At 72.6% G+C, this 13,652-nt stretch carries 10 protein-coding genes and 1 pseudogene; 10 read left to right on the top strand and 1 reads right to left on the bottom strand.

Annotated elements, in window-relative coordinates:
* The first annotated feature begins 290 nt into the window (after nucleotides 1-290).
* From Amac_RS47795 to Amac_RS47755, 8 genes are read left to right on the top strand one after another with little or no spacing between them, the layout of a single operon-like run.
* The gene (locus tag Amac_RS47795) at nucleotides 291-1,874 is read left to right on the top strand and encodes an ABC transporter substrate-binding protein (protein ID WP_155361092.1); all 1,584 of its coding nucleotides are present in this window, start codon (nucleotides 291-293) and stop codon (nucleotides 1,872-1,874) included.
* The gene (locus Amac_RS47790) at nucleotides 1,861-2,949 is read left to right on the top strand and encodes an ABC transporter permease (protein ID WP_218041720.1); all 1,089 of its coding nucleotides are present in this window, start codon (nucleotides 1,861-1,863) and stop codon (nucleotides 2,947-2,949) included. The genes Amac_RS47795 and Amac_RS47790 overlap by 14 nt, the downstream gene beginning before the upstream one ends.
* Nucleotides 2,946-3,818 carry an ABC transporter permease gene (locus tag Amac_RS47785; protein WP_155361091.1) on the top strand — a complete coding sequence of 291 codons (873 nt, stop codon included), beginning with the start codon at nucleotides 2,946-2,948 and terminating at the stop codon, nucleotides 3,816-3,818. The genes Amac_RS47790 and Amac_RS47785 overlap by 4 nt, the downstream gene beginning before the upstream one ends.
* 2 nt (nucleotides 3,819-3,820) lie before the next feature.
* Nucleotides 3,821-4,795, top strand: coding sequence for an ABC transporter ATP-binding protein (locus tag Amac_RS47780; protein WP_155361090.1), 975 nt, complete (start codon nucleotides 3,821-3,823; stop codon nucleotides 4,793-4,795).
* Complete coding sequence (locus tag Amac_RS47775; RefSeq protein WP_155361089.1) at nucleotides 4,792-5,790, top strand: ABC transporter ATP-binding protein; 999 nt, start codon at nucleotides 4,792-4,794, stop codon at nucleotides 5,788-5,790. The genes Amac_RS47780 and Amac_RS47775 overlap by 4 nt, the downstream gene beginning before the upstream one ends.
* Nucleotides 5,787-8,204, top strand: coding sequence for a DUF885 family protein (locus Amac_RS47770; protein WP_170323023.1), 2,418 nt, complete (start codon nucleotides 5,787-5,789; stop codon nucleotides 8,202-8,204). Before Amac_RS47775 ends, Amac_RS47770 begins: the two co-directional genes overlap by 4 nt.
* Nucleotides 8,201-9,223, top strand: a complete 1,023-nt coding sequence (locus Amac_RS47760; RefSeq protein WP_155361088.1) for an LLM class flavin-dependent oxidoreductase — start codon at nucleotides 8,201-8,203, stop codon at nucleotides 9,221-9,223. Before Amac_RS47770 ends, Amac_RS47760 begins: the two co-directional genes overlap by 4 nt.
* A complete protein-coding gene (locus Amac_RS47755) occupies nucleotides 9,220-10,476 on the top strand; it encodes an amidohydrolase family protein (protein ID WP_155361087.1) in 1,257 nt (418 codons plus the stop codon). Before Amac_RS47760 ends, Amac_RS47755 begins: the two co-directional genes overlap by 4 nt.
* Nucleotides 10,477-10,491: 15 nt before the next feature.
* Here Amac_RS47755 and Amac_RS47750 read toward each other — a convergent pair whose 3' ends face one another.
* Nucleotides 10,492-11,061: a PadR family transcriptional regulator gene (locus Amac_RS47750; RefSeq protein WP_155361086.1), complete on the bottom strand. Its 570-nt coding sequence runs from the start codon at nucleotides 11,059-11,061 to the stop codon at nucleotides 10,492-10,494.
* A gap of 54 nt (nucleotides 11,062-11,115) precedes the next feature.
* Here Amac_RS47750 and Amac_RS58245 point away from each other — a divergent pair.
* Both Amac_RS58245 and Amac_RS47740 read left to right on the top strand, forming a co-directional pair.
* Nucleotides 11,116-11,553, top strand: a pseudogene (locus tag Amac_RS58245) (ABC transporter ATP-binding protein); the annotation flags it as partial.
* 262 nt (nucleotides 11,554-11,815) lie between these two features.
* Nucleotides 11,816-13,652, top strand: a 1,837-nt coding sequence (locus Amac_RS47740; RefSeq protein ID WP_155361085.1) for an FtsX-like permease family protein, incomplete at its 3' end; no start/stop codon positions are given.

The raw sequence follows: 13,652 nt of genomic DNA, 5'->3' as shown, positions 1-13,652 counted from the left end.
GGGGGCCGTGTTTCCCGTCAACCAGTGCCGTGAGCAGGTCAATCGTGCTCCGGACGCGATCAGGGGTATTGACGCGGTCCCGCCGGACGGCCTAACGTGCCCGCTCAACGTGCAGTAAGGCTGCACGTCCGGGTTGTGGTCACGTCGCCGCCACCACAGGAGAGTCATGACATCACTCCATCCGCCCGAGCGGCCTCCCGCCGGGCCCCTGCGCTATTCCGAACGTCCGCGCCCGACGGTCCTGGCGACCGCTCCGCGATCCCGTCCGTAGTCCGGCCTTGGAGACCCCCATGAAGATCCGGTCTGCCGGTGTGCTCGCCGCCGTCCTGACGCTGACCAGCCTGCTCGCCGCGTGCGGCGGCGGTGGCTCGACCCCGTCCGCGACCAGCTCCCAGGGCGAGAAGACCCTCGTCATCGACACCGCGTTCCAGCTCAAGACCGCCGATCCCGCCCGCATGTTCGAGCCGACCGGGCTGCTCATCGACGAGTCGATCTACGACACGCTGCTCACCTTCAAGGGCGGCGACGTGACCAAGCCGGTCCCGGCGCTCGCGGAGTCCTACACCGCGGCCCCCGACGGCAAGACCTTCACGTTCAAGCTCCGCACCGACGCGAAGTTCTCCGACGGCTCGCCCGTCACCTCGGCCGACGTCGTCTTCTCGCTCAACCGGGTGAAGAACGTGAAGGGCAACCCGTCGTTCCTCATGGACGGCCTCACGGTCGCCGCCCCGGACCCGGCCACCGTGGTCGTCACCAGTGCGAAGCCGAACACGGCCGTTCCCTTCATCCTGCCCAACCCCGCGCTGGGCATCCTCAACTCCACCGTGGCCAAGAAGAACGGGGCCAGCGACGCTGTCGGGGCCGACAAGGCCGACACGGCGGAGAGCTTCCTCAACTCCCAGTCCGCCGGCAGCGGGCCGTACATCCTCAACAGCTACAGCACCACCTCCCAGGTCGTGCTGACCGTGAACGAGAAGTACTGGGGCGCCAAGCCGGCCTACGCCAAGGTCGTCGTCCGCAACGTGCAGGCCAATGTGCAGCGGCTCAACGTCCTGAAGGGCGAGTCGCAGATCGCGGTCGACCTCTCGCCCGAACAGGCGAAGGGCCTCGACCAGCTGCAGACGGTCAACGGCGCCTCGCCGAACGTGTTCTTCGTGTTCACCAACAACAACCCGGAGATCTCGAAGACCTCGTCGAACCCCAAGTTCCAGGAGGCCGTCCGCTATGGGATCGACTACCAGAGCCTCGTCGATCTCGCCGGTGAGGGGGCCGTGCAGGCGCCCGGCGTCGTCCCTTCGGTCTTCCTGGGCGCCCTGCCGGGCAGCGACGCCGTCGTCCGCGACGTCGCCAGGGCCAAGGCCGCGCTGGCCGCGTCCGGCCTGCAGAACCCGACCGTGAAGCTGAGCTACCCGAGCGACGTCCAGGTCAACGGGCTCAACTTCGGCGACCTCGCGGCCCGCGTGCAGGCCAACCTGAAGGAGGTCGGCATCACGGTGGAGCTGGCGCCCGCGTCGGTGCAGACCGCACTGGAGACCTACCGCGGCGGCACGGAGGAGATGGGCCTGTGGCAGTGGGGCCCGGACTTCCCCGACCCCAGCAACTACCTCAACTTCCTGCCGGGCCAGCTGGTCGGCCTGCGCGCCGGGTGGGCCGAGGGCGCCGCCCCCGCGCTGGAGGAACTCGGCGCCAAGGCCGCGACGACCGTCGACGACGGCCAGCGGGCCGGTCTGTACGAGCAGATCCAGCACTCGATGAACGAGGCGGGACCGATCATGCCGCTGATCCAGCCGGCCCAGATCCTGGTCGCCTCCAAGTCGGTGCGGAACCTGCAGTCCAACGCCCTCTGGCTGGTCAACGTCCGTGAACTCGGCTGAGCCTGCCAGCGGTTCCACCGGGGCGGGCCGGCGTCGTCCGGCCCGCCCCGGCGGGCTGCCGCTGGCGCGGTTCCTCGCCCGCCGCCTGGTGGCCGCGGCGCTGCTGTGCGTCGGGATCACGCTGGTCGCGTTCGTGCTGACCCAGCTGGTCCCCGGCGATCCCGCCGCCGCGAATCTCGGGCAGCGGGCCATCGGCGACCCGGCGGCGGTGGCCGCGTTCCGGGCCAAGTACGGCCTGGACAAGCCGGTCCCGGTGCAGTACCTGACCTACCTCGGCAATGTGCTCCAGGGCAACTTCGGGATGTCCCAGCAGAGCCACCGGCCGGTGGCGCAGGACCTCGCCGAATACGTGCCGGCCACGATCGAACTCGCGCTCTTCGCGATCGTGCTGTCGCTGCTGGTGGGTGTCGCCCTCGGCGTCGTCGCCGCCGTCAACCGGGACCGCTGGCCCGACCAGGTGCTCCGCGTGGTGAGCCTGGGCGGGGTGTCGATGCCGACCTTCTGGGTCGCGCTCGTCGCGTTCTACCTGCTGTTCTTCAAGTTCGGCCTGCTGCCGGGGGGCGGTCGCCTGGACCCGGGGATGAACCCGCCGCCGTACGCCACCGGCTTCTACACGATCGACGCGGCGCTCGCCGGTGAGTGGGACGTGCTGTCGTCGGCGGCCGGGCATCTGGTGCTGCCGTCCCTCGTGCTCGCCGTCTACACGGTGGGGATGCTGATGCGCTTCACCCGCGCGTCCGTGCTGGAGATCCTCGGCAACGACTACGTCCGCGCGGCCAGGGCCAAGGGACTGCCCGAGCGGGTGGTCATCCTGCGGCACGTGCTGCGCCCCGCGATGGTCGCGATCATCACGGTGGCCGGCGTCGCCTTCGGCAGCCTGCTGTCCGGCGCGGTGCTGGTGGAGAACATCTTCTCCTGGCCGGGTCTCGGGCAGTACGCCTACCGCAGCGCCGTCAACCTGGACCTGCCCGGCATCATGGGCGTCAGCATCGTCGTCGCCGCCGTCTACATCCTCATCAACCTGCTCGTGGACCTCCTGTACGGAGTCATCGACCCGAGGATCAGGCTGACGTGACCGCAAGCGATTCGCCCGCCGCCCGCTCCCGCCGCGACCCGGCCGCTCGGTCGCCGTGGCGGCAGCCGCTCGCCCTGGTGGGCGCCGCGTTCATCGTGCTCTGGGTGCTGGTGGCGCTGCTGGCACCGCTGCTCGCCCCGCAGGGGCCGCTCGACCAGCTCTCGCCGAAGCTGCTCGAACCGTCCGCGCAGCACCTGTTCGGCACCGACGAGCTCGGCCGCGACGTGCTGAGCCGCGTGATCTACGGCTCCCAGGTGTCGTTGCCGCTGGCCTTCCTGCTGGTGGCGTTCGCCGCGGTGATCGGCTCCGTCGTCGGCGGCATCGCGGGCTTCTTCGGCGGCTGGGTGGACGGCGCGCTGATGCGGCTGGCCGATCTGGTGTTCGCCTTCCCCGGCATCATCCTGGCGATGGCCGTGGCCGCCGCGCTCGGTCCCCAGCTCCGCAACGCCGTCCTGGCGGTCGTCGTGGTGTCCTGGCCCTCGTACGCGCGGCTGGTGCGCGGCCTGGTGCTGTCGGCCAGGAACTCCGAGTACGTGGTGGCCAGTCGGCTGCTCGGTTCGTCGGCCGTCCGTACGATGCTGGTGGATCTGCGGCCCAACATCGCCGGTCCGGTCCTGGTGATGGCCGCGCTCGACGTCGGGAACGCCGTGCTGCTGCTGTCCGGCCTGTCCTTCCTGGGACTCGGCGCGCAGCCGCCCGCCGCCGAGTGGGGCGCCATGGTGGCGGCCGGAGCGGCCAACTTCGATCGCTGGTGGGTCGGCCTCTTCCCCGGGCTGTGCATCCTGACCGTGGTGCTCGCCTTCAACTTCGTCGGAGACACGCTGCGGGACGCGCTCGATCCGCGCACCGCGCGTGCCATCAGGGGGTGATCATGGGAGCGCTGCTGGAGGTCGAGGACCTCACCGTATGGCTCGCCACCCGTCGCGGCCCGCGCATGGCCGTGGACGGCCTCTCGTTTCAGGTGGGCAGCGGGGAGATCTTCGGCATCGCGGGGGAGAGCGGCAGCGGCAAGACGATGACCGCGATGGCGCTGCTCGGCCTGCTTCCGCACGCCGCCAGGACCAGCGGCAAGGCGGTGTTCGAGGGCCGCGACCTGCTTTCGATGTCGGCCCGGCAGCTGCGCGCCGTGCGCGGGCGCCGGATCGCGATGGTGTCCCAGGATCCCTCGACCAGCCTGCACCCGATGCTCAGCATTGAGACGCAGCTGACCGAGCACATGCGCCACCATCTCGGGCTGGGCCGGTCGGAGGCCCGCGGGCGGGCGGTCGAGCTGCTCGCCACGGTGCGGATCCCCGATCCCGAGCAGGCGCTGGGCGCGCACGCCGCCCAGTTCTCCGGCGGCATGCGGCAGCGCATCGCCATCGCCGTGGCGCTGGCCTGCGAGCCGCGCCTGCTGCTGGCCGACGAGCCCACGACCGCGCTGGACGTCACCGTCCAGGCGGGCATCCTGCGGCTGCTGCACCGGTTGCGGGCCGAGCGGGAGCTGGCCGTCGTCGTGATCACCCACGATCTGGGCGTGCTGTCCGCCGTGGCCGACCGCATCTGCGTGATGTACGGCGGGCGGACCGCGGAGGTCGGCCCCCGGGAGAACGTCCTGACCCGGCCCCGGCATCCGTACACCCGGGGGCTGCTCGACGCGCTGCCGCATCCGGAGGGCGGGGCGGCGGCGCTCCGGCCGATTCCGGGCAGTCCGCCCTCCCTCGGCGAGGTGCCCGAGGGCTGCCCGTTCCACCCCCGCTGCGGGTACGCCGTCCCGGACTGCCGGACCGAACGCCCGGCGCCGGTTCTCGTCGAACCCGGGCACGCGTCGGCCTGCCCGCCCGACCCGCTGGGAGGTATCGCATGAGCGCCCTGCTGGAGGCGAGCGGAGTCTCCGTGGACTACCACCGGCGTGGCGCCCCCGCGTTGCGTGCCGTGGACGGGGCGGACCTGAGCCTGGCGCGCGGCGAGATTCTCGGGCTGGTCGGCGAGTCCGGCTGCGGCAAGTCCACGCTGGGCCGCGCGGTGGTGGGGCTGCTGCCCGCCGCCGGGCGGATCCGCTTCGACGGCCACCCGATCGTCCCGCTGGGCCGTCGCCGCCGGGCGCCCGGCATGCGCGGACTGCAGATGGTCTTCCAGGATCCGTACGCCTCGCTCAACCCTCGCCGGTGGGTCGGCGACCAGGTCGGCGACGGGTACCTCCTCGGCGGAGCCTCCCGGCGGGAGGCCCTGCGCCGGGCCGGGGAGCTGCTCGAACGCGTCGGGCTGCCGGCGGACGCCGCCCGGCGTTACCCGCACGAGTTCAGCGGCGGCCAGCGCCAGCGCATCGCCATCGCCCGGACGCTCGCCGCCGAGCCGAGCTGCATCGTCGCCGACGAGCCGATCAGCGCCCTCGACGCGTCGGCGCAGGCGTCCGTCGCCAACCTGCTGGTGGACCTGGTCCGCGAACTCGACATGGGCATGGTGTTCATCTCGCATGACCTGTCGGTGGTCCGGCAGATCGCGGATCGCACGGCGGTCATGTACCTGGGCCGCGTCGTCGAGGCCGGGCCCACCCAGGAGCTCTGGTCCTCGCCCGCCCATCCTTACACGCGGGCGCTCATCTCGGCGGTGCCCCGGGCCGATGGGGCGGGTGTGCTGCCGGTCGAGCTGCCGGGCGACGTCCCCGACCCGGCTCGGCCCCCCAGCGGCTGCCGGTTCCACCCGCGCTGCCCGCTGGCGCGGCCGGAGTGCTCCCGGGACGACCCGCCGCTCGTCGTCCTGAGGGACGGCCGGTCGGCCGCGTGCGTTCTGCAGAACGCCGGTGAGCCGGCGCGCCCGCTGGCGGATTCGACCACGCATATAGGGAAGGACGCGACATGACCGATGCCAGGTCAGCTCTCACCGATTTGACCGAGCGGTTCTGGGCCTGGCGGCTGGCCACCACCCCGCGCACGCGCGACGACATCCCGCGCGTGACCCGGCCGGCCGGGTGGCACCCGGCGTGGAACGCCGCCGCCGTGAACGACGGCCTGCGCTTCCTGGCCGACATCGAGCGTCAGCTGGACGCCATCGCACCGTCGCGGGACGCCGCGGTCGAGGTCCCGCGGCGGCTGCTCGGCTCGGCCACCGCCCGGGTGCGCTGGGAGCTGGAGATCGTCGCGAGCTGGCGGCGCGACCCCTGGTTCTACCTCGACCAGACGATCGGCCACGTCTTCGACGCGCTGCTCCCGCCGGGCCCCTTCGACGCGGCCCGCAGCGCGGACCTCGTCGAACGGCTGCGCTGGATCCCCGCCACCCTGGACACCGCCAGGGACAACCTGGCGGACACCGCGACCCGGGAGTTCGCCGAGCTCGCGCTGCGGGACAGCGCGGCGGCGCCCGAGCAGCTCCAGACGTCGATCGACCGGCTCGCGCCGCAGCTCGACAGGGAATGGGCCACCGCCGCGGTGACGGCCGCCGCCGACGCCGCGCGGGCGCTCGCCGACTGGCGGTCCTGGCTGACCGAGCGGCTGGCCACGTTCGCCCCGCACCGGCCGGTCGGTCGGGAGGCCTTCGGCTTCTTCCTCCACCGGGTCGCCCTGCTGCCCTGGTCCACCGCCGAGATCCTCGCCCTGGCCGCCCAGGAGCGGGACCGCGCCGAGGCGTTCGAGCTGTTCGAAGGAGTCAGGTCCGGGCCGCCCGAGTGGCCGCCCCCGCCCGCGACGGCGCAGGACCAGAGCGCGGCGGAGCGGGCGGCCGAACTGGAGGTGCGCGCGTTCTACGAGGAGCGCGGGCTGCTCTCGCAGCCGGAGACGCTCCGGCACTACCGGAACCTGCCGCTGCCGGACCACCTGGAGCCGCTGCGCTGGCTGGGGGTCACCGACGACCTCACCGACGAGCACCGGCTCGACCAGGACGGGATCAGCTACGTGCCCGCGCCGGGGCCCGGCCTGCCGTACTTCTACCGGGCCAACGCCGCCGACCCCAGGGCCGGGATCATCCACGAGGGCGTGCACTACCAGCAGCTGGCGCGCACCTGGCGGCACCCGGATCCGGCGCACCGGCAGTTCTACGACTCCGTGCCCAACGAGGGGATCGCCTTCTACAACGAGGAGATGATGCTGCAGGCCGGCCTCTTCGAGCACGCGCCGCTGACCCGCGCCATCGTCTACAACTTCATGCGGCTGCGGGCGATCCGGGTCGAGGTGGACGTTCGGCTCGCGCTCGGCGAGATCGACATCGATGGCGCCGCGCGGATGCTGCACGAACTCGTGCCCGTCGACCTGGAGACCGCCAGGGAGGAGGCCGCCTTCTTCGCGGCGACACCGGGACAGGGCCTGTCGTACCAGGTCGGCAAGGTGCAGGTGCTGCGACTGCTGGCGGACGCGGCGCGGCGGGCTCGGGACGGCTTCGATCTGCGGGCCTTCCACGACGCGTTGTGGTCCGACGGCAACGTGCCGCTGGCCGTACAGCGACTGCAGTTGCTCGGCGACGCGGGCGACCTGCTGCGGGCCGACACCCTCGCGGGGGCCGGCGTCGACATGCGCCGCTTCGCCGAGGATCTCCTGGACGCCATCACCTCCGGGGATGTGGCGCGTGTCGACCGGCTCTACGCCGCCGACATACGCGTGTGGCACAACTATGACGGCGTGGGACGGGACAAGGCGGAGAGTCTCGATGCCGTACGCCGCATCGGTGCGCACTATGACGGCTTCCACGCCACCGGCGTCCGTATCGATCCGGTGCCGGGCGGCTACGTGCAGCGGTGCGTCTTTCGCGGCCGTGACCGGAGCACGGGTGCGGAGTTGGCGGTCGACGCGATGATGCACGTCGAGGTCAGGGACGGCCGGGTCGTGCGGATCGAGGAATACACCGACACCGCGCAGGGCACCGTTCCAGAGCCCGCGACTGGACCGGACGCGATCGGGGCCGGTCCGCGGTTCCGGGACGGCACTGGCTGGGAGGAGCAGGCCGGCTATTCTCGTGCGGCACGGCAGGGCGGCAGCATCGCGGTGAGCGGGACGACGGCCCACGGGCCTGACGGTTCGGCCCTGTACCCGGGAGACACCTACGCGCAGGCCCTCGAATGCCTGCGCCGGGCCGTGGCGGCGGTCGAGGAGCTGGGCGGTGCCCGCACATCGGTGCTGCGCACCCGGATGCTGCTGGCGCCAGGTGCGGACTGGCGGGAGGCGTCACGCGCCCACGCCGAGGTGCTCGGCGACGTGGCGCCGGCGAACAGCACCTACGTGGTCGGCTCGCTGATCGGAGCTGATTTCCTCGTCGAGGTAGAGGTCGATGCGGAGGTCAGCAGATGACGTACTCCCTGCGGGTCAACAACGATCTCGACGTCGCGACCCTTGTGGACTTGGCTCAGCAGGCCGAGCGGTACGGCTTCGACCAGTTGTGGGTGTCCAACGACCTGTTCCTGCGGTCGGCCCCGGTGCTGCTCGGGGTGCTCGCGGCGAAGACGGAGCGGATCAAGCTCGGCGTCGGGATCATGAACCCGTACTCCGTCCACGTGGCCGAGATCGCCATGATGGCGGCGACCATGCAGGAGGCGACCGGCGGCCGGTTCCTGCTCGGCGTCGCGGCTGGATCTGCGGAGTTCCTCGCCTGGGCGGGGATCGACCGGCCGCGCCCGCTGGCCAGGACGGCGGAGACGGTCACGGCGGCCCGGGTCCTGCTGGGCGCGGACATGGGCGTGGACGAGGTCCGGGGCCCGCTGCCCGACTGGTTCGGGCCGCTGTCGAAGCTGCGCGTTCCGCCGGTGCGGCCAGTGCCCGTGTACGTCGGCGCCATGAGCCCGATGATGCTGGAGATGGCGGGACGGCTGGCCGACGGCGTGCTGCCGCTCCTCTACCCCCCGGAGCACTTCCCGAACGCCAGGGCGCAGGTGCTGCGGGGAGCCGAGGGCGCCGGGCGATCGCCGGACGAGCTCGACATCCCGGCCTGTTTCTGGGTGTCGGTGGGCGACGACGTGGCGGCGGCCCGGCTCGCCATGGCCGCTAAGATCGCCTACTACGGGCCGTCCTTCGCGCCGTATCTGCTGACCAGGGCCGGGCTCGCGGTCGAGGACTTCGCGCCGGTGACGGCCGTGCTGGAGCGCGAGGGCCTCGAGGCCGCCGCCAGGCTGGTCGACGACCGGATGCTGGCGCTGGGCATCACGGGAAGCGTGGCCGAGGTGGTCGAGCGGTGCCGGTCGCTGCGGGCGTCGGGCGCGACCCACCTCTCGTTCGGGCCGCCGCTCGGCCCGGACCTGCGCCAGGCGGTGGACATGCTCGGCACGGAGGTGCTGCCGGCCCTCGCCGCCGGCGTGGCCGGTGGTACGGGATGAACGCGGAACGGTCCGCGATCGTGCTGACCGGTTGCACGGTGGTGGACGGCCGGGTCCTGGAGGGGGTCGCGCCGCTGGTGGACGCGGCGGTGTGGGTGCGCGGGGAGCGCATCGAAGCGGTCGGGCCCGCCCCCGAGGTGCTCGCGGCGGCCGGGGCGGCCGGTGACTTCCGGCAGGTCGATCTGGCCGGCGCGTATCTGACGCCAGGGCTGGTGAACATGCACACCCACCTGTCCCTGTCCCTGCCGGGCCAGGGCGGCGACGCGGTCAAGGGGCTGGGTGCGTACGAACTCGCCCACTACATGGCCGACGGCGCCCGGCGGACCCTCCTCTGCGGGGTGACCACCGTCCGCTGCGTCGCCGAGAAGGACCACGCCGACTTCGCGCTGCGCCGCGCGATCACCTCCGGGTGGGTGACCGGCCCTCGGATCTTCACCGCCGGCCAGGCGCTGGTCTGCACCGGCGGCCACGGGCACGAGGGCACGGACACGCTGGAGTGCGACGGCGCCGACGGGTTCCGGCGCGGGGTGCGCAGGCAGGTCAAGGCCGGAGCCGACCTGATCAAGGTGATGATCTCTGGCGGCATCGCCGGCGAGCACGAGTCCATCCACACCCGGCAGCTGTTCCCCGACGAACTGGCCGCCGTGATCGAGACCGCGCACGCCTGGGGCCGCAAGGTCACCGCGCATGCCGGGCCCGCGCCGGTCATCGCCGAGGCGGTCGAGCGGGGACTGGACTGCGTCGAGCACGGCTACCAGCTCACCCCGGAGGTGACGGCCCTGATGGCGGAGCGGGGCACCGCCCTGGTGCCGACCCTGCTGGTCACCCGCTGCGAGGAGTTCTTCGACCAGCTGGGCGTGCCGGAGTGGATGCGGCGGCGCTCGCTCGACGCGGGCCCTCGCCATCTGGAAAGCTACGCGATGGCCCTCGCCGCCGGTGTGGAGGTGCTGCTCGGCAGCGACATGCCCCCGTTCTGGCAGTTCGAGGGCACCAACGCCTCGGTGCGGGAGCTGGAGCACATGTCCGAGTCGGGCCTCGGCCCGGCCCGCGCCCTGTACGCCGGCACGCTCGGCCCCGTGCGCTGGCTCGGCGCGGAGGCCGACCTCGGCACCGTCGAACCCGGCAAGTGCGCCGACCTCATCGCCATGGACGGCGATCCCCTCACGGCGACCTCGGCCTTCCGGAGCGTGCGCTGGGTGATGTCGGGCGGCCGGATCGTCCGCGACGACCGGACCGGGTGGAACGCGTCGTGACGGGACAGGAAGAGCTCAGCCCACCGACCGCTGCTCGCCGACGGAGAGCCCGGATCGACCCGCTCGCTCCGCCAGCTCGGCGAGTCGTGTCTCGGCTGCGGTCACGACCTCCAGGTCGGCCTTGGTGTGCGCGATCGCCGCGTCGATCAGGACGGCGACCAGCGGGTCGGTCTGCTCCCGGCGCTGCCGGGTGAGCGCGGCCAGGTCGGACAGGTAGGCGGTGCGCTGCCGGTCGACGAACGCCGCCAGCGCCTGGGGGCCGAGTTGGGTGACGCCCAGCAGTTTGAGGAACAACTCGTCGCGGAAGCCGCCGGCGCGCACCACCGGGCTGGCCGCCCAGTCGCGCAACTCGGCGAGGCCGGTGCCGGTCAGGCGGTAGATCGTCTTGTCGGGACGGTCGTTCTGGGAGACGTGGTCCCTCGTCACGTGGCCGTCGCGAACCAGCCGGTCGAGGATCTGGTACAGGTGCCCGATGTTCAGCCCGCCCCACTGGGGGCCGATGGCCGCCTCGAAGCGGCCCTTCAACTCGTACCCGTGGCTGGGGCCGCTCGACAGCAGGGCCAGTACGGCGTGGCTCAACGGCATGCGGTCATCCTAGGGGCTTCCACGGGTTGCCTACATTGTGACAATGTATGGCCCATGAGTGTGGAGATCAGACTCGTGGCGGTCACCCGGGCGTACGCGTCGGGGCTCGCCCTCGACGGGGTCGGCCTGGACATCGCGGCGGGCAGCACCGTGGCGCTCACCGGCCCTTCCGGGGCGGGCAAATCGACGCTGCTGCACCTCATCGGCGCCATGGACTTCCCGGACGGGGGCGAGGTCCACGTGGGCGGGCAGCGCGTCGACACGCTGCGGCGGCGCGGGCTGGAGCGGCACCGGCGCACGGTCGGGTTCGTCTTCCAGCGCTTCCACCTGCTGCCTGCCCTCAGCGTGCTCGACAACGTGCTCGCGCCGGTGCTGCCGTACCGGGTGGGCTTCGACCGCAAGGCCCGGGCCCGTGACCTCGTCGCGGCCGTCGGGCTCTCCGGCCGGGAGAAGTCCCTGCCCGGCGAGCTCTCGGGCGGCCAGCAGCAGCGGGTGGCGATCGCTCGCGCGCTCGTCGCCGAGCCGGCGCTGCTGCTGGCCGACGAACCGACCGGCAACCTCGACACCGCCACCGGCGAGGAGATCGTCGACCTGCTGCTGCGGCTGCGCGAGGAACGGCAGCGCCTCCGCGCTGGAACGCGGGCAGAACCTGGTCCGCGCCAACTACCTGTCGGGCATCTTCGGCGGCATCTCCTTCGCGCAGTACGACGCGATCAAGAAGCTCGACGGCATCGAGGTCGCCGCCCCCATCGGCATGATCGGCTACATCACCGGCCGCGGCTACGAGTCGTTCGACATCGGCGCCGAACTGCGCGGCGAGCGCACCATGTTCCGCCTCCAGTTCACCCACGTCCTGGACCGCGGCCTGACCCGCATCTCCTACGGCGCGCCCGACTACGCCTACTTCACCCGCCGCCCCCTGGAGGTCGGGACGGGCCAGGGCGTTCAGACGCAGTACGTGTCGGAGAAGCTGGCCGGAGGGCGCACCGTCTCCCTGGGCAAGCCGTTCTACCAGCCGCCCGACCCGGACCCCTCGCCGTACTACTTCGACCGGAAGAACCGCTTGATCGGCTGGTGGTCGGAGAAGTACGCCTTCGACGGCGAGCAGCCCACCCCGCCGCAGCTGTCGATCGCCCAGGACTTCCCGTTCGTGCTGGCCGCCGTCGACCCGGACGCCGAGGCGCGGCTGGCCGGGCTCGACGACGCGATGACCGGCGGGCGCTACCTGAAGCAGCGGGAGTCGTCCGAGTCGCAGACGGCGTCGATGCCGGGACTCAAGGAGATCAAGCTCATCGCCTCCGACCGCTCCTACACCGACCAGCGCGAGGAGGCCGTCATCAGCCGGCTGCCCGCCGCGGCGGCCGAGCGCGCGACGACCGAGCCGTCCGCCCGCTCGTTCCGCGCCTACCTGGACGGGCAACGGGGCCAGGAGGTGCTGCGCCGGACGTTCGACTCGCGGGAGTCCTACCGCCTCCTGCTCGACCAGTGGGAGAACCTGTCGCCCGACATGTGGCTTCCGTTCACCCGCTACTGGGTGCCAGGACCGACCGGCTACCGCGTGGACGGCCCGCGCCGGGTGGCCGCGCTGCCGGTGACCAACGACCCGGGCGTGTGGAAGGACCCGGCGTACGACATGTTCGGCGGGCTCGGCGCGGCCACGATGGCCCCGCTCGGCTCGGCCGACACGCAGTTCCGCACCCTGACGCCGCGTTACATCGAGGGCGGCATCGACACGCTCGCCTCCCGCGTCGTCGGCCGATTCGACCCGGCGAAGCTGCCCGGCCTCAACGAGCTGACCCGGGTGCCGATGGAGACCTACAACCCGCCGGAGGCGGCGCCCGGGGACGCGCGCTCCCGGGAGCTGCTGGGGAACCGTCCGCTGCTGCCGGGCGACAACGTCGCCGGATACCTGCAGGCGCCGCCGCTGCTGCTGACGAACTTCGACGGGCTGCGCCTGATCACCGAGGCCACCAAGGGCGCGCCCGCGGCGCAGGCGCCGCTGAGCGTGGTCCGCGTCCGTGTCGCCGGCGTCACCGGGCCCGACGCGGTCTCGCGGGAGCGGATCAGCCAGGTCGCCCGCGACATCGTCGCCGCCACCGGGCTCGACGTGGACATCACCATCGGCTCCTCGCCGACCCCGGTCACCGTCGACCTGCCCGCCGGCCGGTACGGCCGGCCCGCGCTGACGCTCAGCGAGGGGTGGGTGAGCAAGGGCGTGGCGTACCAGATCCTGGAGGCGGCCGACCGCAAGTCCGTCGCGCTGTTCGTGCTGATCCTCGCGGTGTGCGCGCTGTTCGTGCTGAACGCCGCGGCGGCGGCCGTACGGGCGCGGCGGACCGAGCTGGGGGTGCTCGCCTGCCTGGGGTGGGCGCGGCGGCGCATCTTCGGGGTCGTGCTGCTGGAACTCGGCCTGATCGGGCTGCTCGCGGGCGGGCTGGCGGCGCTGCTGGCGCTGCCGCTGAGCGCCTGGTCGGGCCTCCCGGAACCGGGGGCGCGCACGTTCCTGGCGATCCCGGCGGCCCTCGCGCTGGCGCTGCTGGCCGGGGTGCCGCCCGCGCTGCGCGCCGCGCGGGTGCCCCCGGTCGAGGCGG

This window comes from Acrocarpospora macrocephala, from assembly GCF_009687865.1.
In the GTDB taxonomy this organism is placed as follows: Bacteria; Actinomycetota; Actinomycetes; order Streptosporangiales; family Streptosporangiaceae; genus Acrocarpospora; species Acrocarpospora macrocephala.
This window is presented reverse-complemented; position numbering and strand designations above follow the sequence as displayed.